Raw genomic sequence first — 19,345 nt, forward strand, 5'->3', positions numbered from 1 at the left:
GGCGGCCCGGCCCTGGGGTCAGGCCGAGGTGGCGAGCTCGACGCCGGCGTCGGTGAGGGCCTGCCGGGCGGCCGCCCCCAACTCGGGGCTGACCGGGGCGGTCAGGTCGCGCAGCACGCGCACCCGGAAGCCTCTCGCATGGGCGTCCAGCGCCGTGTCCTTCACGCAGTGGGACTCGGCCAGCCCGATCACGTCGATATCGGTGATGCCCTCATCCACCAAGAGCCGGTGCAGGCTCGTCCCCTTGTCATCGACGCCCTCGAAGCCCGAGTAGGCCGCGGAGTACTGCCCCTTCTTGACCGCCACATCCACCTCGAGCCCGTCCAGGGCGGGGTGCAGCTCCGCCTCCGGGGTCCCCGCCACGCCATGGGGCGGCCAGGTGTCCACGAAGTCCGGGGTATCGGTGAAGTGGCGGCCCGGGTCGATGTGCCAGTCCTGGGTGGTGACGATCGTGTCATAGTCCCCGCGATGGGATGACGCGTACTGCGCCACCCGCTGGGCCACGGCATTGCCGCCCTCCACGGCCAGCGCCCCGCCCTCGCAGAAGGTGGGCTGCACGTCGACGATGATCAGGGCGCGGCGGGGCTGTGTCGCTTGTTTCGCGGGCATCTTCGCGGTCATACCGCGAGCCTAGCCGCCTCGGCGCGCCAGCGCCTCCCTGTAGACCTCATTGGGGCGCAGACCCGCCTCGCCGGCCGCCATCGCGGCGGCGGCCTTGAGTCGCAGGCCCTGCTCGGCCAGATCCAGGGCGCGCTCGGCAGCCTGGGACGGATCCGCCGACCGGGCCGGCGCCCCGGCCACGACGATGACCACCTCCCCCAGGACGCCGTCGGCGGTTGAGGCCGCCAGCTCCCCCAGGGTGGCGCGACGCACCTCCTCATGGGTCTTGGTCAGCTCCCGGCACAGCGCCGCCGGGCGGGAGTCCCCCAGTGCCCTGGCCATCGCGGCGAGGGTCTCGTGGGTGCGCCGGGGGGACTCGAAGAACACCATGGTGCGCGACTCCTGGGCCAGCGCCGCCAGGGCCCGATCCCGCTCCCCCGCCCGTCGCGGAGGGAAGCCCTCGAAGCAGAAGCGGTCACTGGCCAGGCCGCTGACCGCCAGGGCGGTGAGCACCGCCGACGGGCCGGGGGCCACCGTCACGGCGACGTCGGCCTGGGCGGCGGCCACCACCACCCGATAGCCGGGGTCGGACACCGATGGCATGCCCGCGTCGCTGATCACCAGAACACTGTGACCGGCGCGGGCCGCCTCGATGAGCTCACCGGAGCGCTCCCGCTCATTGTGCTCGTGAAGGGCCACGATACGACCGGAGGCGCGGATCCCCAGGCGCTGGGCCAGTGCTCGCAGGCGCCTGGTGTCCTCCGCGGCGATGAGATCGGCGCACTCCAGCCCGCGACGCAGGCGCCCCGTGGCATCGCCCGTGTTGCCGATCGGGGTGGCGGCCAGCGTGATGACCCCGGGACGCGGCCGCCAGGGGTCGGGCGCCGTCGGCGAGGGCTGATCCGAAGACTGGCAGGGCCCCTCAGCCTCATGCGGGGCCGGCCCCTGAACGCTGGCAGCGGATGGGGTGGCGTCTGTCATGGGCCAAGTATGGCGCTGCCCCTAGACTCCTCGGGTGACATATCCCAGCGCGCTGTCCCCTGATGAGCCCGCAGGCACGAGGCCGGCCCGAGACCCCCAGGCCCCGGGCACGGAGCCACGGTCCGACGACGAGTCCCGTTCCGACGACGCCCGGACCGCCGATTCGCAGTCCCCGGGCCCGGACGCTCCGGTCCCCCAGGCGCAGGCCGCCAGCAAGCCATCCGATCCAGAGCAGCCGGCCCCCGCGGCCCAGCCCCCTGGCACGGAGGCTGACCGCGCCCCGGCCACCAGCGAGCCCCGCACCGAGAACCAGCTGCGCCACCTCCTGGGCCTGGAGCCCCTGGAGTGGGCCCTGCCGCGAGCCCTGCGCATCAGGGGCTGGGTGGCCACCGCCGTCGTCGGCGTGATCGCCGCACTGACGCGCCTGGTGGGGCTGAGCCACCCCAGCACGCTCATATTCGATGAGATCTACTACGTCAAGGACTCCTACGCCCTGTGGACCCTGGGCTACGAGGCGCAGTGGGCCGACGGCTCAGATGCGCGCTTCGCGGCGGGGGACTTCTCGGGGATGTCGACCGAGCCGAGCTTCGTCGTCCACCCGCAGTTCGGCAAGTGGCTGCTCGGCCTGGGCATGCAGGTCTTCGGCGCCGACTCGGCCGTGGGCTGGCGGATCGTGCCGGCACTGGCGGGGATCCTCACCGTGGTGCTGCTGGCGCGCCTGACCATGCGCATGACCCACTCACCCGTGCTGGCCGGCCTGGCCGGCCTGTTCCTGGCCATCGACGGGGTGGGCATCACCGAGTCGCGCATCGGTCTTCTCGACGTCTTCATCGGGCTGTTCGCCACCCTGGCCATGTACTGCCTGGTGCGAGACCGGGAGGCCTCACGGGCGCGCCTGGCCAAGGACCTGGCGGGCACGCCGGCCGCGCCCCGGCAGCTGGCCCCCCGGGCGCATCTGCGCCCCTGGCTGTGGGCCACCGGCGCAACGCTGGGCCTGGCCTGCTCGGTCAAGTGGTCGGGCCTCTACCTGCTGGCCGTGGTGGGCATCCTCGTCGTCGTCTGGGACACCAGCGCCCTGCGCAGCGTCAAGGCCAAGGCCTGGTTCCTGGAGGGCCTCATCTCCCGGGGCTTCGGCGACTTCATCCGCCTGGTGCCCACGGCCCTGGTGGTCTACGTGGGGCTGTGGTGGTCCTGGTTCGCCCATGACAGGTCCTACAAGCGCGGCTGGGCCGTCGAGCAGATCGCGCGCAGTGCCGAGGGGACGCTGGGGGAGGCCGAGAGGATGCCCTACAGCTGGCTGCCCAACGCCCTCAACGACCTCATCGAGTACCACCGCACCATCTACACCTTCCACGTGGGCCTGGGCGAGCACCACCCCTATGAGGCAGGACCCGCCGGGTGGCTCCTGCAGTGGCGCCCCACCTCCTTCTACTGGCCCGAGGGCGCCGAGCTGGCCGGGACGAACTGCGGATCCGACCGCTGCATCCAGGCCATCACCTCCATCGGCAACATCCCCGTGTGGTGGGCGGCCATCCCGGCCCTGCTGGTGGTGCTGGCCATGGGCATCGGCGGCCGGGACTGGCGGGCCTGGGTGCCGCTGGCCGGGTACCTCGGCCTGTACGTTCCGTGGTTCCAGTACCCTGACCGCACGATCTTCACCTTCTACACGGTGGCATTCGTCCCCTTCGTGGTCCTGGTACTCACCCTGGCCCTGGGGCAGGGGATGGGCATGCTCAAGCCCGTGCCCGGCTCGCGGGAGGCGCGCGCCGAGGAGCTGGGGCTGCGCGAGGGCTGGATCGGCCCGGGACTCCCGGCTCCGCGCGGGCTGATCGCCCGCTTCCTCGGGGCGGGCGACACTCACTCCCGCGCACGGGGCCGTTGGTCGCCGCGCAGGCAACGGCCCCAGGAGCCCCTCGGGGAGCAGGCGCCCCAGCAGTCCGCTGCCCAGACGGCCCGGCTGGACGACGGCGCCCCCCATGCCAGCGGCCACACCGCGACCGGGGTGGAGGCCAGCAGTGCGCTGACGAAGCCCGCTGACTCCTCTGAGTCGGCTAAGGCAGTGGGGGCAGTCGAAGAGTCGGCGCAGCCCGAGGAGCCCGCAGAGCACGCCGCGCTGACGAAGCCCGCTGACTCCTCTGGGTCGGCTGAGGCAGTGGGGGCAGTCGAAGAGTCGGCGCAGCCTGAGGAGCCCGCAACGGCCGACGCGCAGCCCGAGGAGTCGGCGGAGGGCGCTGCGCCCTCCGTGCCCGCAGAGCCCGCCGACTCCTCGCCCACGGGCCTGGCCCGCGTGCTGCGCCTGACCCCCGAGTGGACGGGGGTGCCCACCTGGCGACTGCGCAACGAGGGCGTCCTGCTGACCGTCCTGCTGATGACGCTGGCGCTGTCCTTCGCCATCCTGTGGTGGCCGATCTGGACGGGCCAGACGGTGTCCTACACCTTCTGGCGCATGCATATGCTCCTGGAGTCCTGGATCTAGGAGTCTGGGCGGGCCGGCGGGTCTCATCGCCGATCCTGGCGGACGAGCCTTCGCGTATCGGACGAGCCTTTGCGTCGACGACGAGCCTTTGCGTCAATCGCCCCTGTGCTACCCCCAGTCGGATGACGCGAACCCTCGTCCGATACGCAGACCCTCGTCCAGTAGGCGAAGGCACGTCGTCGGCCCGTATCCGCCGGGGCCGGAACGGAGCGCCCAAGGCACGAGTCCCCATGGGCGGCCCGAGGGCCATCCATGGGGACTCGCGGATCTCAGCGGATCTCAGGGGATCCCGGGGTCACACGATGCCGTGGGCCAGCATGACGTCGGCCACGCGGGTGAACCCGGCGGCGTTGGCGCCCAGGACGTAGTCGCCGGGGCGGCCGTACTCCTCGGCCGCGGCCACGCAGGAGTCGTGGATGTCCGCCATGATGCCGGTCAGCTTGGCCTCGGCGGTGGCGAAGTCCCAGCGCGTGCGGCCGGAGTTCTGCTCCATCTCCAGGGCGGAGGTGGCCACGCCCCCGGCGTTGGCGGCCTTGCCGGGGCCGAAGAGGATGCCGGCGGAGGAGAAGGCCTCCACGGCCTCGGGGGTCGAGGGCATGTTGGCGCCCTCGGAGACCACGCCGCATCCGCCGCGCAGCAGCGTGGCGGCCGCCTGGCCGTCGAGCTCGTTCTGGGTGGCGCAGGGCAGGGCGACGTCGGCGGGGACGTCCCAGACACTGCCCTGGGTCACCAGGCGGGCGCCGGGGCGGCGCTCGACGTAGTCGGCCACGCGCCCGCGCTCGACCTCCTTGACCTGCTTGAGCAGCTCGAGGTCCACCCCGGCCTCGTCGACGACGTAGCCCGAGGAATCGGAGAAGGTGATGGGGGTCGCGCCCAGCTGCTGGGCCTTCTCAATGGCGTAGATCGCCACATTGCCGGCCCCCGAGACCACGACCTTCTTGCCCTCGAGGGTCTCGCCCTTGGTGGCCAGCATGCTCTGGGCGAAGAGCACCGCGCCATAGCCGGTGGCCTCGGTGCGGACCAGGGACCCGCCCCAGGCCAGGCCCTTGCCGGTGAGGACCCCCGCGTCGTAGGAGTTCCGCAGGCGCTTGTACTGGCCGAACATGTATCCGATCTCACGGCCGCCCACGCCGATGTCGCCGGCGGGGACATCCGTGCTGGGGCCGATGTGGCGGGCCAGCTCGGTCATGAAGGACTGGCAGAAGCGCATGACCTCGCCGTCGGAGCGGCCGTGGGGGTCGAAGTCGCTTCCGCCCTTGCCTCCACCGATGCCCTGGGCGGTCAGAGCGTTCTTGAAGATCTGCTCGAAGCCCAGGAACTTGATGATGCCGACATTCACGCTGGGGTGGAAGCGCAGGCCGCCCTTGTAGGGGCCCAGTGCGGAGTTGAACTCGACGCGGAAGCCCCGGTTGACCTGGACCGCGCCGGAGTCGTCCACCCAGGGCACCCGGAAGATGATCTGACGCTCGGGCTCCACGAGCCGCTCCAGGAGGCCGGCCTCGGCGTAGTGGGGGTGCTTGGCGATGACGGGCCCCAGGGACTCCAGCACCTCGCGCACAGCCTGGTGGAACTCGGGCTCTGCGTTGTTGCGGGCGACGACCTGCTCGTAGATCTTCTCAACAACGTCCTGCATGTGGACTCCTTAGCCTAACGGGGATCTCAGCGCCAGGCTGGTCGCCGCGGCGCCGCGAGAAGACTTCCACCCCACCCGTCACTGAGACGAAACATCCCGTTATTCGGAGAAAACAATCCCGGCCAGGAGGACCCTCATGGAGGAGGGCACGGCCTTGCGGCTCATCCCCGGGATCGATGCCCCACCGGTTGCCACTGCCCTACTCTCATGGTGATGTCCACCGATCTGCCCGTCCACCACCGCGCGCTCGCCCTGCGCTCCGCGCTGGACCTGCCCATCATTGAGCGCCATGCCCTGGAGGCCGAGACCCTGCGCCGGGTGGCGGGCGTGGACCGCATGGGCGACCTGACCCGCTACAACACCTGCGAGGTGACCGAGCTCGCCGACCTGACCCCCGCCGCCAGCCTGCTGGCCCCCGATGAGCGGGGCTGGGCTCTGGGCCATGCCCTGGTCCATGCCGTGGAGCACGGCCAGCGCCTGTGGCTGTGCGAGACGACGCCGCAGGAGTTCGCGGCCCTGCGCCGAGCCCTGGGTGAGGACCTGGTGCACAACGCCTCGCTGGAGGCCCTCCCCGAATCGGAGCCGACCGGTCCGGTGGTGGCCGCCGTCAGCCCCCGCGATCTTCTCGATGCGTGGGCGGTCGGCGACGCCGCGCAGGTGCGCTACCTGCGCACCGTGCTCAAGGGCACCGACCCGCTGCGCGTGCCCAGCCACATCCTGGCCGCCCTGGAGCAGGCCCAGGTGGACCTGGTCCCCCGCAGCAAGGCCACCAGACTGCTGCACAACCCGAAGTTCCTCGCCTACCTCATCATCTTCATCTACTCGTCGCTGCGAGTGGTGCCCGCAGCCCTGGCCCCGGGGTTCAAGGGCAACCCCTGGGTGCTGTGGGGCATCGACATCGTCACCGCCCTGCCCTACACCTGGGGGATCATGATGATGGTGGCGGGCCGGCGCCTGCGCCATCGCATGGCGGGGACCCTGGTCACCCTGGTGACCTTCATCGCCCCCTACGTGTACTTCTTCGCCAGGGGCAAGGGCTATCCGCCCTGGGTTCTCTACGTCGTGGCCGCTCTGGTCATCGGCACGGTCCTGCTGGAGGGCGGCCGCTGGCTGCGCGACGTCATCGTGGCCCGGGGGCTGACCGCCGCCCAGCCCCAGCGGCCCGGCCGCCCCCAGTCACCCCGGGACGGCCGATCCCTCAAGCCGCAGGGGCGTCCACGCCCCGCAGGGAGCGCATGATCCCCACCAGCACGACCCATCCGCCGAAGACGACGATGAGCGCCACGGCGGTGATCGGGCGGTGGGGGTGGATCGCCACCAGCCAGCAGCTCGCGGCGAACCAGATCGTCGCCGCCGCGATATTGAGAGCGCGGAAGCGCTTGACCCGCGCCGGGTGGACGTAGTGCGTGGGCACCAGGGTCAGGACCGAGAGCACGACGGTGACCAGGATATTGACCAGCGCGGGAGTGCCCAGCACGTAGAACATGAGCGCCACCACATTCCAGGCGGCGGGGAAGCCCACGAAGTAGTAGTCGGTGGACTTCCAGTTCTTGTTGGCGTAGCAGAACATGGCCGAGCTCAGGATGAGGACGAGCATGAGGGCCTTGACCGGGCCCGGCCCCATCGGCAGGTAGAGGTACATGAAGAGCGCGGGGATGAAGGTCCACGTCAGGTAGTCCACGACGATGTCCACGATCCCGCCGTCGAACCAGGGGATGACCTCGGAGACCCGGGTGCGTCGCGCCAGGGTGCCGTCGACGCCGTCGACCACCAGCGCCACGAGCAGCCACACCCACATCCAGGTGATCTCCTCGTGGACGGTGGCCAGGGTGGCCAGGGATGCCCAGACCAGGCCGGACATGGTCAGGACGTGCACGGCCCACGCCGCGGCGCGGGAGCTGAGAGGACAGGGGGAGCTCATCATGGAATCTCTTCTCGACAATGGGTCTTCTGAGCGTATCCTATGAAGACCCTCGGCGCGTGTGCTCCACCTCCAGGAACAAAGCCCCTCTGCGCGCCCTCTGCGCGCTCGGGCCATCTCCCGACGGGGGGATGGCGGGAGAGGCCGCGGGGAGGCCGGTGATACGGTCATGCCATGCGAGTCCTTCTCACTGTTCAGCACGGTGTCACCCCCGAGGGCGACTACGACCTCTCCCCCGTCATGGCGCGGGTGGAGAGCATGTCCGATCTTGTGGAGTCGGTCGGAGCCTTCAACGCCGAGCTCCAGGAGGCGGGCGCCTGGGTCGACGCCGGGGGCCTGACCAGCCCCAGGGAGGCGGCCCGCATCGAGGCCTCCCCGACGCCGGGCCAGGCGCCCCATGTGGTCGACGGCGCCTCCGCCCTGGGACTGCCGGTCATGGGCGGCTACTGGCTCATCGAGGCCGCCGACCGCCAGGAGGCGGTGTCCTGGGCCGAGCGCGCCTCACGCGCATGCCGCCAGCCCGTCATCATGCGCCCCCTCCAGGAGGGCTGAGCCAGGGGCAGGGGCGCCGCGCAGCGATGCGACCCGCGCATGCCGCTGCTACTGTCGCCCCCATGCGCTCATCTCTGATCGTTGAGCGGCGGCTGCGCCGCTCCGGCGATGCCGCCGCCTGCCCGCGACGGACCGAGCGGCCGTGCCGCCCAGGTGCCAAGGGGCTCGGATCATGACCGAGCACTCGCCGTACCCGGCCATCATGGATCGCTCAGCGCCGGCCGCCCAGCGCATCGCCGACCTCGCCAAGGTCTCGGGCTCGCCGGGGAAGTCCGTGCTCATCGAGGATGAGGAGCCGCTGCTCAACGCGCTGCGCGCCGGCCTGGACATCCAGGAGGTCTACGTCCTGGACTCGGTCGATGTCCCCCAGGCGGTGGCGCAGGAGTGCCTCCAGGCCCGCATCCCCCTGACCATCATGAGCGCCTCGCTGGCCACCGAGCTGTTCCGATCGGATAAGCGCCCCGACGTCTTCGGCCTGGCCAGGGTCCCCCGGCCGGTGCGGGCCCAACGGCTGCGGGCCTGCGACCGCGACCTCGTCATCCTCGACGGCGTCCGCATCCCGGGCAATATCGGTGCGATCATCCGCAGCGCCCACGCCTTCGGCGCCGCAGGAGTGGTGCTGGTGGACTCCGGGCTCAAGAGCATCGCCGACCGCCGCCTCATCAGGGCCAGCCGCGGCTACGTCTTCAGCCTGCCCGTGGCCCTCATGTCCTGGGCGCAGGTCCGCGACCTCATCGATGAGGCGGACATGGAGGTGATCTCCCTGGACGCCGGCGGGCAGGCGAGCCTGGAGGAGGTGGCGCCGCGGGCGCAGCGGATCGCCCTGCTGCTGGGGGCCGAGACCGTCGGCCTATCCGACCAGGCGCGCCAGATCGCCGACCTGACGGTCTCCATCACGATGAACGAGGCCGTGGAGTCCCTCAATGTCTCGGTGACGGCGGGCGTGCTGCTGCACGCCCGCTCCCCGCGCAACCTCGCCCTCCTGCGCTCCGAGCCCGCCCGGTAGGGCGTCGTGGCAGGCGCCCCCTGCCACCACGAAGCGCCGCCCGGGCCGCTCCGCGGTCGGCGCCGCCCGGGCCTGCCGGCGAGCCCCGCCTCAGAAGCGGAAGTGGCGGAACTCGAAGGAGAAGATCCCCATCGGATCCCAGTGCGCCACGAGGATCCCACCGGCGGGCGCGCCCAGGCTCCATACCTCGGACTCGATGAGCACCCCTCCCTCGGGGGGCTCGGAGAGGGTGAGGCGGTGATGGCCATCGGCGTACTCGTCGGCGCGCTGCGCCGGGTAGAGGCCGAGCTCGGCCGAGGGCACCGGGAAGCCGTCGAGCTGGCGCTCCAGCTCGGCCAGCTGGTCCCCGGAGATCCCGTAGCGGCTGGCCAGGGCGTTGAGGTCGCGGCGGGCGACGGCGGCGATGAACTCCTCGACCTCCGCGTAGATGCGGCTGCGCAGATCCGGGTCCCCCCACGGCGCAGGAGGCTCGGGGGTGGCCGGCTCAGGGATGTCGGGGCCGGCGGCGTCCTCATGGCCGGGCTCTGCGGGCAGCTCCTGGGCGGCCGGCGCCTCGGGCTGGTCGGGGTGAGCCTGGCCGTCACCCCGCTCCTGCGCCTCGGGCTGGGCGGGATCCGCGGCATGGGCGCCGCGCCGGGGCTCACCCACCGGGGCGCTGACATGGGCCTCGCCGGCCAGCAGGGCGACGTCGGGCATCATGGCATCGTCCGGGCTCTGGGACTCCACCGCCGGGGGCAGGACATCCCAGGGTCCCAGGCCCTGCGCTGAGCCGGCCGGCTCCGGCTCAGCGGCATGAGCCGGGATGTGGACGGGCTCACCCGACGGCTCCTGGACCGGGGAGAGATCCTCCTGGAGCCCATCCGCCCGGCCCTCGGCCTGCTCGGCAGAGGCCTCCTCGACCGCGGCCTGCTCAGCGGCGACATCCTCAGCGGCCTGCTCCTCGGGAGCGGCAGCGGCCCGGTGCCGGGGCAGGGTCGCCTCCTCGGGCACGAGCCCGTGCTCACTGGCGGGCTGGGTGGGCAGCACCCCGACCGCGTGCTGCCCCAAGGACAGCTCCGGATCCGCCGCCGAGTCCCCCTCCGGACCGGCCGGGGACTCGGGATCCACGGGAGCGGAGGCCTGCGGCTCGGGCAGGGCGTAGTCGGAGCTCTCCCCGTCCTGCCCCTCGGCTGACGCGCCCTCTCCCCGGGCGGGCGAGTCGAGCGCAGGGGCAGGCAGCTCGGAGACAAGGGGCTCATCGGAGGTGCGGGGCTCCAGGAGCACGCGGGTCAGGCGCCCGTCGATGATCTCAGGATGACCGGCCAGCCCCCACACGGCATGCGAGCCGGCACGCAGCCCCAGGGAGGCGGTGTCGAGGACGGAGACATCGCCGTCGGGCAGGAAGCAGAAGAGCGGCCCGGCCATCTCCCCGGTGGCGGTGTCCCACAGGCGCACCGTGGCATCCTCCGAGCCGGTGAGGATGCGGCTCCCATCGGGGCTCCACCGCACGGCGGTCACGCCGAAGCGGTGGCCGGCCAGGGCCAGGACCACCTTGCCGGAGACCTCGTCCCAGACCCGGGCCACGCCGTCGTCGAAACCGGCGGCCACCCTCTGCCCGTCCGGGCTCCAGGCGAAGGAGCGGACCATCGCGCCCTGGCCCGACAGCGTCACCAGCTCCCCGCCGGTGATCGCGTCCCAGACATGACCGTCGCCGTCGGCGCTGCCGGTGACCACGCGCGGACCGCCGCGGGTCCAGGACACGTCACGCACCCAGTCGTGGGTGAAGGTGCGCACCGCCTTGCCCGAGACCGTGTCCCAGATACGGGCGGTGCCGTCCTGGGAGCCGGTCAGGGCCCGGGCGCCATTGGGGCTCCAGGCCACGGAGGTGACGATGTCGCGGTGGCCGTTGAGCTCCAGCAGGGCCCTGCCGCTGGAGGCATCCCAGATCACCGCCATGGTCGAGCCCACGCCGGTGAGGATGCGGCTGCCATCCGGGCTCCAGGCGAAGGCGTTGACCTCATCCATCCCGGCGTCCAGGCTCAGCACCGCCTGCCCGGAGGAGGCATCGAGGATGGTCACGCCCCGGGACAGGGAGGAGTCCGCGGCCAGGCGGGAGCCATCCGGGCTCCAGGCGAAGTCGGAGAGCTCGACCTCTTGCACATCCACACTGGCCACCGGCGCCCCCGTGGTCAGGTCCCACACATGGGTCCCGCCGATCTTGGCGCCGACGACGATGCGCCCCCCGTCGGGGCTCCAGTCCAGGGCGTCCACGGAGTTGCCCGGGCCCAGGACGCGAATGGTCTGACCGGTGGCGGGGTCCCAGATGCGCACGGTGCGGTCATGGGAGCCCGTGGCCGCGCGAGTGGAGTCCGGTGACCAGGCCAGGGAGCAGGCCCAGGTGCCATGGCCCACCAGGCTCATCAGCTCGGAGCCGGAGTTGGCGTCCCAGACATGGGCCGTGGAGTCGGAGAGGTCATCGGTGAGGATGCGCGTGCCATCCGGGCTCCAGGCCACCGCGGAGATCCAGCGGCTGCCCTGGAGAGTGAGGAGCTCGGCACCGGTGGCGGCATCCCAGATCCGGGGCATGGACTCATCCGAGGCCGTGACGATCCGAGTGGAGTCCGGTGACCAGGCCAGCCCGGTCATGGGCTCGACCTCCCCGTCCCCCTCGGCCAGCGGGATCGGGCCCACATGCAGCAGCTCGGTGCCCGTGGTCACGTCCCAGATGCGGGCGGTGCCGTCCTCGGAGGCGGTGGCCACGCGGGTGCGATCCGGGCTCCAGGCCACCGCGGTGACATGGTCGGCGTGACCGGTCAGGGTGCGCACGGCCTCACCGGTGGAGGCGTCCCAGATGCGGGCCGAGTCGTCCTCGAAGTGGGTCAGCAGCCGGGAGGAGTCGGGGCTCCAGGCCACCGCTCCGCCGATGGCCTCCCCGCCGACCTCCAGGGTCAGCAGATCCTCACCGGTGGCGGCATCCCAGATGCGGGCGGTGCGCTCCTCGGAGGTGGTGGCCAGGTGAAGGCCATCGGGGCTCCAGGCGGCCGCGTTGACCGACCCGCCGCGCCCCGTCAGCGCGAAGAGCTCAGAGCCGGAGTCCACCTCCCACACCCGGGCGGTCCCGTCATGGGAGCCCGAGAGGATGCGGGTGCCGTCGGGGCTCCAGGCCAGCCCCCACAGGGCATCGAAGTGCCCGGCGTACAGCGAGACCCGGCGTGGGTCGATCGGCCCGGGGAGGTCGGTCCCTGAATCGGTCGTCCCTGTACGGTCTGATGGCGCAGTCATAGGGGGAAGTCTAGGGATAACGTCTTGGCATCTGCTGGATCTTCGGCCCGTCCGGGGCGGCGCCCCGGTTCGCCAGGCGTGATCGCGCGCAGAAGGGCCCCGGCGCTGTGCGCGTCGGGGCCCTTCATGGCCGGTGGCGGATGCCCGCTCCTGCCTCAGGACAGCGAGCCGTCCCGGTTCTGGAAGATGATGTAGGCCTCGTAGAGGGCCCAGACCCAACTGCCGAGCACGAAGAGGTAGCCGAGCATCGCCAGGAAGCCCAGACCGAGGACGCCGTCGAGGATGCTCAGGACGACGGAGACGCCCACCAGGGCCAGGTGGTAGATGCCGGTCTGCTTCTGACCGAGGTAGAAGTTGTGGATGCCCAGGTGCCCGAGGAGGACGGCCAGCAGGAGGGCCACCATCTTCGACTTCTGAGGGACATTGGGCAGGGCGAAGTTCTGCTGAGTCACAGACGACTCCTTACGGTGAAGGGATGCGCCATGGGATCGGCGCTTCCGGTTGGGGTTGCTCCGCAAGGATGTCAGATCCCCGTGGACCACTCCACGGGGAGCGCTCCCCATCCGCTTACTTCCGCAGATCCCGCTGCCATCGGAGAGGGTCATTGATCCGCATTGCAGGCGTGTCGCGCCTCCGATGAGACCCCTCACGGAACTTTCACCGGCCGCTCCCACCTCATCTCCCCGTGGAGTTGGCCACTCTTCTCCCCGTGGAGTCGATGGGGAGTGCCATGGGTAGGCAGTCCGGGCCCGGGGCTGCGGGGGACGCGGGAGCCTCAGAACAGGGCGGGCAGGGTGGCCTCCACAGCCTCGCCCAGCTCGTCCAGGTCCAGGACCAGGGGCCGGCCGGCCCCGCCGTCGGCCAGAAGGTCGCTGCCGGTGAGGACCAGCATCTGTCCGCCGGTGGTGCCCAGGCGGGCCACGGCCACGCCCTCGGCCTGGGCGGCCGCGTTGACGGCGGGCACCAGGGCCTCGGGCACCGCCACGATCGCCCGGGCCCCGGACTCGGAGAACAGGGCGGTGAGGTCATCCACGCCCTCGTCCTGGACCGCGCTCAGATCCACGCTGGCGCCCACGCCGAAGCGCAGGCAGGAGTCCACCAGGGTCTGGATGAGGCCACCGGCCGAGCAGTCGTGGGCGGCGCGCACCAGCGGCTCGCCGTCGGGCCCATCGGCCTCGGTCAGGGCCAGCAGGACCCGGCCCAGGGCCATCTCGGCCTCCAGATCGACGCGCGGCGGCATGCCGCCGAGGTGGTCGTGGATGGCGCGGGCCCAGGCCGAGCCGTCCAGCTCGGCCTCCGTGGTCCCCAGGGCCATGATCGCCAGGCCCTCCTCATGCCAGCCCGAGGGCCGGGCGCGGCGCACATCCTCCATGACGCCGAGCACGCCGACGACGGGGGTGGGGTTGATGGAGGAGTCGATCCGGCCCTTGTCCGGCCCATGGGAGTTGTACAGGGAGACATTGCCGCCGGTCACGGGGATGCCCATCGTCTGGCAGGCATCGGCCAGGCCGGTGATGGCCTCGACGAGCTGCCACATGGCGTCGGGGTCCTCCGGGGAGCCGAAGTTCAGGCAGTCGGTGACCGCCAGGGGGCGGGCCCCCACGGTGCACACATTGCGGTAGGACTCCGCCAAGGCCTGGGCGGCGCCGGTGGCCGGGTCGAGCTTGGTGAAGCGGCCGTTGGCGTCGGTGGAGATCGCCACCCCGCGGCCCGTGGCCTCGTCCACGCGGATGACCCCGGCGTCGTCGGGCTGGGACAGGGCGGTGCTGCCGCGCACGAAGCGGTCGTACTGGTTGGTCACCCAGGCCGAGGAGGCCTGGTTGGGGCTGGTGACCACGGCACGGACCTGCTCGGCCAGCTCGGCGGCGGACTCGGGGCGGGCCAGGCGATCGGTGGTGTCCGCGTTGAGCTCGTCCTGCCAGGCGGGGCGCGCGTAGGGGCGCTCGTAGGTGGGGCCCTCGTGGGCCACGGTCCTGGGGTCGACGTCGACGATCCGCTCACCGAAGTGGTCGATGGTCAGGCGGCCCGAGCCATTGACCTCCCCGATGACGGCGGCCTCGACGTCCCACTTGCGGATGACTTCCATGAAGTCCTCGAGCTTGTCGGGGGCGACGACGGCCATCATGCGCTCCTGGGACTCGCTCATGAGGATCTCGCCGGCCGTCAGGGTGGGGTCGCGCAGGAGCACGTTCTCCAGGTCCACGTGCATGCCGCCGTCGCCATTGGAGGCCAGCTCGGACGTGGCGCAGGAGATCCCGGCGGCGCCCAGGTCCTGGATGCCCAGGACCAGTCCGGCGGAGAAGAGGTCGAGGCAGCACTCGATGAGGACCTTCTCCATGAAGGGGTCGCCCACCTGGACGCTGGGCCGCTTGGCGGGCATGCCGTCCTCGAAGGACTCGCTGGCCAGGATGGAGGCGCCGCCGATCCCGTCCCCGCCGGTGCGCGCGCCGAAGAGCACCACCTTGTTGCCGGCGCCCGAGGCGCTGGCCAGGTGGATGTCCTCGTGGCGCAGCACGCCCACGCACAGGGCGTTGACCAGGGGGTTGTCCTGGTAGGAGGAGTCGAACTCGGTCTCCCCGCCGATGTTGGGCAGGCCCAGGGAGTTGCCGTAGGTGCCCACGCCGGCCACCACCCCGTGGACCACGCGGGCGGTGTCCGGATGGTCCACGGCGCCGAAGCGCAGCTGGTCCATGACGGCCACGGGCCGGGCGCCCATGGAGATGATGTCGCGCACGATCCCGCCCACGCCGGTGGCGGCGCCCTGGTAGGGCTCAACGAAGCTGGGGTGGTTGTGGGACTCGACCTTGTAGGTCACGGCCCAGCCCTCCCCGATGTCCACGACGCCGGCGTTCTCCCCCATGCCCACCAGGAGGTGGGCGCACATCTCAGGCGTGGTCTTGGCGCCGAACTGCTTCAAGTGGATCTTGGAGGACTTGTAGGAGCAGTGCTCGGACCACATGACCGAGTACATGGCCAGCTCGGCGTTGGTGGGGCGGCGCCCCAGCAGGGAGCGAATGGACTCGTACTCCTCGGCCTTGAGGCCGAGCTCGGCCCAGGGCATCTCGCGCTCCGGGGTGGCGGCGGCATCGGCGACGGTGTCAGGGTGCTCGACGGGGCCGGTGGGCTCTTCGACGACCATGGGGGCTCCTGGAGGGGGACGGAGTAGGACCGGGCTCAACATACCTGACATGCCTTTGTGTCCACGGTGAACAGCTTTAGCCGCCTCCGCGCCCTGCCCCTCTTCTGGCATAACGCTCTGACCTGCACGTTTGCAAAACCGGCAGGCAGAGACGGGCGTTAAAGTTGTTCACCGTGGACAAAGACGAGCCATCCCGGGGCTCATTCTGAGCAAAATCTGAGGACGCGCCCCGCGCGCGTGCTGCGCCTCACAGCATTTCAAGGCAAGATCGGGGCATGAGATCCATCGACGTCGCCCCCCTCCCGCTGTCGGACCTTGAGAGTCATCTCGACGAAGTCGCGATCCGGAGGCTGCATACCGGCATGGAGGCGGCCCGGGCACTGCTGGAGGGTCGCACCGTGTGGACGGTGACGCCGTCGGCCGCGGTGGGCGCGGGCCCGGCGGAGACGGTCTCCCACCTGGTGGGCTACGCCCGCGGCCTGGGCCTGGATGCGCGCTGGCTGGTGCTGGACGCCCCCGCTGAGTTCACCCAGATCGCCGCGCGCCTACATGCCGGCATCCACGGCGACCGGGGCGACGGCGGCAAGCTGGGGGACAAGCAGCGCGACATCTACGAGCATGTCCTGGCCTCCAATGCGGAGAACATCGTCGAGGAGCTGCGCGAGGACGACGTCGTCATCCTCCACGACCCGCCCACCGCCGGCCTGGCCCGAGCCATCAAGACCACCGGGGCGACGGTGGTGTGGCGCTGCCACGCCGGCACCCAGGGAGGCGGTGAGGCGGCCGACCACGCCTGGGCCTTCCTGGACCGCTACCTGGAGGACGTGGACCTCACCGTGGTCTCTCGGCCGGAGTACCGGCCGCCCTATATCGAGGAGGAGCGCTGCGCGGTGCTGGCCCCCTCCATCGATGCCGACTCCCCCAAGAACCGGGTCCTGGACCTGGACGAGGCCTGGTCCGTGGCGCGCCTGTCCGGGATCTTCGGCGGGGAGCCGCCCTTCGAGGCGGTGCCCTTCCTGCGCCACGACGGTCGGGCCGATGCTTTCCGGGGCCTGGAGGTCGAGCCGGTGCTGGCCGGTGGGGCGGTCCCCCTGGGCCGCAGGGTGGTCACCCAGGTCAACCGCTGGGACCGTCTCAAGGGCGCGCTGGAGCTGGTGGAGGTCTTCGCCCAGAACATCTCGGTCCTGCCCGACGACGCCCATCTGCTCCTGGTGGGGCCGGCACCGGACGCCGAGCGCGACGCCGAGTCCGCCGCCTACCTGGCCGAGGTCCTGGAGCGCTGCTCAGTGCTGCCGGAGTCGGTGGCCCACCGCGTGCATGTGGCGGCGGTGAGCATGGATGACCGCGAGGTCAATGCCACCGTGGTCAACGCTGTCCAGCGGGTCAGCTCGGTGGTCACGCAGCGCTCCCTGGTGGAGGCCTTCGGCCTGACGGTGGCTGAGGCCATGTGGAAGAAAGCCCCGGTGGTGGCCTCGGCCGTGGGCGGTATCCGCGATCAGATCGACGACGGCGTGGACGGTGTCCTGGTGGATCCGGCCGACGGCGCGGCCTGGGCGCAGGCGGTGTCCGACCTTCTGCTCTTCCCCGAGCGCGCCGCGGAGATGGGGGCGGCCGCCCACGAGTCGGTTCGCCGGGAGTTCCTGCCCAACCGCCACCTGCTGGACCTGCTGGAGATCCTGGCCCGCGCGGTGGCCTGACCGCGGCCCCATCCCGGTGGTACCGGTTCGGCGCCTCGGCTCCCATGCCCACAACGGTCCGCGGATCTCGTGGGCATCGGAGATGAGTCTGGTCGACCTATCGACGCGAACTGGACCCTGCGCCTAGACTAGAGGGGAGCCACCCGGCTGCCACCGGGCGGCTCCCGAAGGGGATCAGCCCCTAAGGAGCTGGAGCAAGCTACTCAGAGCCCCGACAGCCGATGCGATCGCGCTAACGACTTCGCACCATGTCGGGGCTCTGTGCTGCCCAAACCTCTCAGGTGCCGCGTGACGCGGCCGATATCGGCGAGCACACATACCCTTCACCTCCTTCCGGTGGATCGGCACCCTGCTAGAGCAAGCAGGCGCCAGGGGCCGCCCCGCCGACGAAGGCCCCCCAACAATGCCACATACCTCAGTCGACAGCGTTGATGGGGGGCTCTCTCATCAGGGAGGTGCTGGGCGAGGCAGCCCAGCAGGTCGTGCGCGAGCCGTGGGCGGAGCGGCACCCGAGCATGGGGCGCGGACGTGACTTTGCGTATCAGACGTGCCTTCGCGTCAATGACCCCTGTGCTAACCCCAGTCGGATGACGCGAACCCTCGTCCGATACGCAGACCCTCGTCGTCGACGTGCGCCAGCGCTCCCGGTGATTCTCTGCCGACGGCGCTGGCGGCGCTGACGGCCTCTCAGCACCCGGCCGGCACGTGGGGAGGAGTCGTCCTGGGACCCGACCCGCGGGTTATCCACAGGCTGTTTCCACAGGGATGTGTGCGGGAATGTGGAGTGGCGGGATGCCGCCACTGCCCCTGTGCACACGCCGGTTCGAGATCTGACTGGACGGGTCTCCCCGGCGGCGACCGCGGAGCCGACCGCACGGAGGGCACCATCGTGGGCCCCGAGGCCATCACTCGGAAATGCGCGAAATATCACGCATTTCAGCACTTCCTCAGGTTGCGCGAGCGGGAGGCGCCATAGCGGGATGAGACGGGCCGCGTCCCACCGCGCGGACGGCTCGGATGTGACGGCATCGAGATCGATCCGAGGTGGACCACGCGGGCTCCCAGGGTGCTTTGCGGAGGTTTACCCACAAGCCCGGTCAGAGTCTGTGGATAACGACAAAGACAGTGGGGGCTCGCTCTGGTAACCCTCTCCCGCGCCTCCGGCCCTTCCCGTGGCGTTCTGCGACCACCTGCCGCTACGGCGCGGCCGGTCCGCATGCACGTCGCCGCCCGAGGGCGTCGGCACTCACCTCGCACTGCCGACCCTCACCTGGCCGGCCCAGAGGCGCCCCGCGGTCGGCTGCGCGCCGTCAGGCAACCTCCCCGAGTCGAGCACGTGCGCCGAACGACAGCGGTGAATGCGCTGGTCAGGCCGCCACGAGGGCGTGGAGGGCCGAGGTGAAGACGCCCAACCCGTCGATGCCGGCGCGCGGGCCTGCGGGCGAGGCCGGGCCGAAGCCGGGCTCGACGGCGTGCTCGGGATGGGGCATGAGTCCCACGACATTGCCACGCTCATTGCGCACCCCGGCGATGTCCCGCGCCGAGCCATTGGGATTGTCGCCCAGGTAGCGGAAGACCACGAGCCCCTCGCCCTCCAGGCGGTCGAGCTCGTCGGGGGAGGCGATGAAGTTGCCCTCCCCGTTCTTCATGGGCACAGTGATCTCTTGGCCCGCTTGGTACTGGTTGGTCCAGGCGGTCTCTGCGCTCTCGACGCGCAGGCGCTGCTCGATGCAGATGAAGCGCTGGTGGTCGTTGCGGATGAGGGCCCCGGGCAGGAGGTGGGCCTCGGTGAGGATCTGGAAGCCGTTGCAGATCCCCAGCACCGGCATGCCGGCCTCGGCGGCGGAGACCACCTCCCCCATCACTGGGGCGAAGCGCGCGATGGCGCCGCATCGCAGGTAGTCGCCGTAGGAGAAGCCGCCGGGGATGACCACGGCGTCCACGCCGCGCAGGTCGGCGTCCTTGTGCCACAGGCTCACCGGCTCGCCGCCGGCGAGGCGCACGGCGCGGGAGGCGTCGACGTCGTCGAGCGTGCCGGGGAAGGTGATGACGCCGATGCGGGCGGAACTGGTGGGCACG

At 71.3% G+C, this 19,345-nt stretch carries 13 protein-coding genes; 5 read left to right on the forward strand and 8 right to left on the reverse strand.

Annotated elements, in window-relative coordinates; all coding sequences use genetic code 11:
• Positions 1–18: 18 nt before the first annotated feature.
• Both EL266_RS01440 and rsmI read right to left on the reverse strand, forming a co-directional pair.
• Positions 19–621, reverse strand: coding sequence for an isochorismatase family protein (locus EL266_RS01440; RefSeq protein WP_084500628.1), 603 nt, complete (start codon positions 619–621; stop codon positions 19–21).
• A 9-nt stretch (positions 622–630) separates the two neighbouring features.
• Complete coding sequence (rsmI, locus tag EL266_RS01445; RefSeq protein WP_026426693.1) at positions 631–1,581, reverse strand: 16S rRNA (cytidine(1402)-2'-O)-methyltransferase; 951 nt, start codon at positions 1,579–1,581, stop codon at positions 631–633.
• A gap of 34 nt (positions 1,582–1,615) precedes the next feature.
• Here rsmI and EL266_RS01450 point away from each other — a divergent pair, with 34 nt between their 5' ends.
• Positions 1,616–4,057 carry a phospholipid carrier-dependent glycosyltransferase gene (locus EL266_RS01450; protein WP_232012074.1) on the forward strand — a complete coding sequence of 814 codons (2,442 nt, stop codon included), beginning with the start codon at positions 1,616–1,618 and terminating at the stop codon, positions 4,055–4,057.
• A 295-nt stretch (positions 4,058–4,352) separates the two neighbouring features.
• Here the strand turns inward: EL266_RS01450 and gdhA are convergent, their stop codons facing one another.
• The gene (gene gdhA, locus EL266_RS01455) at positions 4,353–5,690 is read right to left on the reverse strand and encodes an NADP-specific glutamate dehydrogenase (protein WP_026426692.1); all 1,338 of its coding nucleotides are present in this window, start codon (positions 5,688–5,690) and stop codon (positions 4,353–4,355) included.
• Between the two features lie 213 nt (positions 5,691–5,903).
• Between gdhA and EL266_RS01460 the strand changes: the two genes are divergently transcribed.
• Positions 5,904–6,929 (forward strand): hypothetical protein, encoded by a 1,026-nt coding sequence (locus tag EL266_RS01460; protein ID WP_232012075.1) that lies wholly within the window; start codon positions 5,904–5,906, stop codon positions 6,927–6,929.
• On the opposite strand, the gene EL266_RS01465 is transcribed toward EL266_RS01460, so the two are convergent.
• Positions 6,889–7,614 (reverse strand): CDP-alcohol phosphatidyltransferase family protein, encoded by a 726-nt coding sequence (locus EL266_RS01465; protein ID WP_026426691.1) that lies wholly within the window; start codon positions 7,612–7,614, stop codon positions 6,889–6,891. The two genes, EL266_RS01460 and EL266_RS01465, sit on opposite strands and share 41 nt — an antisense overlap.
• A 171-nt stretch (positions 7,615–7,785) precedes the next feature.
• Between EL266_RS01465 and EL266_RS01470 the strand changes: the two genes are divergently transcribed.
• Both EL266_RS01470 and EL266_RS01475 read left to right on the forward strand, forming a co-directional pair.
• Positions 7,786–8,163, forward strand: a complete 378-nt coding sequence (locus tag EL266_RS01470; protein WP_051281058.1) for a YciI family protein — start codon at positions 7,786–7,788, stop codon at positions 8,161–8,163.
• Between the two features lie 172 nt (positions 8,164–8,335).
• The gene (locus EL266_RS01475; RefSeq protein WP_084500626.1) at positions 8,336–9,169 is read left to right on the forward strand and encodes a TrmH family RNA methyltransferase; all 834 of its coding nucleotides are present in this window, start codon (positions 8,336–8,338) and stop codon (positions 9,167–9,169) included.
• Positions 9,170–9,259: 90 nt separating this feature from the next.
• On the opposite strand, the gene EL266_RS01480 is transcribed toward EL266_RS01475, so the two are convergent.
• From EL266_RS01480 to purL, 3 genes are all read right to left on the reverse strand, one after another.
• The gene (locus EL266_RS01480) at positions 9,260–12,430 is read right to left on the reverse strand and encodes a hypothetical protein (protein ID WP_026426689.1); all 3,171 of its coding nucleotides are present in this window, start codon (positions 12,428–12,430) and stop codon (positions 9,260–9,262) included.
• 155 nt (positions 12,431–12,585) lie between these two features.
• Positions 12,586–12,882: an NINE protein gene (locus EL266_RS01485; protein ID WP_051281057.1), complete on the reverse strand. Its 297-nt coding sequence runs from the start codon at positions 12,880–12,882 to the stop codon at positions 12,586–12,588.
• A 323-nt stretch (positions 12,883–13,205) separates the two neighbouring features.
• Positions 13,206–15,569: a phosphoribosylformylglycinamidine synthase subunit PurL gene (gene purL / locus EL266_RS01490; protein ID WP_034514789.1), complete on the reverse strand. Its 2,364-nt coding sequence runs from the start codon at positions 15,567–15,569 to the stop codon at positions 13,206–13,208.
• A gap of 275 nt (positions 15,570–15,844) precedes the next feature.
• On the opposite strand from purL, the gene EL266_RS01495 reads away from it, so the two are divergent.
• Positions 15,845–17,266 carry a glycosyltransferase gene (locus EL266_RS01495; protein ID WP_026426688.1) on the forward strand — a complete coding sequence of 474 codons (1,422 nt, stop codon included), beginning with the start codon at positions 15,845–15,847 and terminating at the stop codon, positions 17,264–17,266.
• A 1,367-nt stretch (positions 17,267–18,633) separates the two neighbouring features.
• Here the strand turns inward: EL266_RS01495 and purQ are convergent.
• Entirely contained in the window at positions 18,634–19,344 is a 711-nt protein-coding gene (gene purQ / locus EL266_RS01500; protein WP_026426687.1) for a phosphoribosylformylglycinamidine synthase subunit PurQ, read from the reverse strand.
• Between the last annotated feature and the right edge of the window lies 1 nt (position 19,345).

This window comes from Actinomyces slackii (assembly GCF_900637295.1).
Lineage (GTDB): Bacteria > Actinomycetota > Actinomycetes > Actinomycetales > Actinomycetaceae > Actinomyces > Actinomyces slackii.

What these genes read in the sequence shown, in the direction of transcription:
- rsmI (WP_026426693.1), bottom strand. Translation starts at nt 1,581, where the DNA reads ATGACAGACGCCACCCCATCCGCTGCCAGCGTTCAGGGGCCGGCCCCG.
- EL266_RS01495 (WP_026426688.1), top strand. Translation starts at nt 15,845, where the DNA reads ATGAGATCCATCGACGTCGCCCCCCTCCCGCTGTCGGACCTTGAGAGT.
- EL266_RS01480 (WP_026426689.1), bottom strand. Translation starts at nt 12,430, where the DNA reads ATGACTGCGCCATCAGACCGTACAGGGACGACCGATTCAGGGACCGAC.
- EL266_RS01465 (WP_026426691.1), bottom strand. Translation starts at nt 7,614, where the DNA reads ATGATGAGCTCCCCCTGTCCTCTCAGCTCCCGCGCCGCGGCGTGGGCC.
- EL266_RS01475 (WP_084500626.1), top strand. Translation starts at nt 8,336, where the DNA reads ATGACCGAGCACTCGCCGTACCCGGCCATCATGGATCGCTCAGCGCCG.
- purL (WP_034514789.1), bottom strand. Translation starts at nt 15,569, where the DNA reads ATGGTCGTCGAAGAGCCCACCGGCCCCGTCGAGCACCCTGACACCGTC.
- EL266_RS01440 (WP_084500628.1), bottom strand. Translation starts at nt 621, where the DNA reads ATGACCGCGAAGATGCCCGCGAAACAAGCGACACAGCCCCGCCGCGCC.
- EL266_RS01460 (WP_232012075.1), top strand. Translation starts at nt 5,904, where the DNA reads ATGTCCACCGATCTGCCCGTCCACCACCGCGCGCTCGCCCTGCGCTCC.
- EL266_RS01470 (WP_051281058.1), top strand. Translation starts at nt 7,786, where the DNA reads ATGCGAGTCCTTCTCACTGTTCAGCACGGTGTCACCCCCGAGGGCGAC.
- gdhA (WP_026426692.1), bottom strand. Translation starts at nt 5,690, where the DNA reads ATGCAGGACGTTGTTGAGAAGATCTACGAGCAGGTCGTCGCCCGCAAC.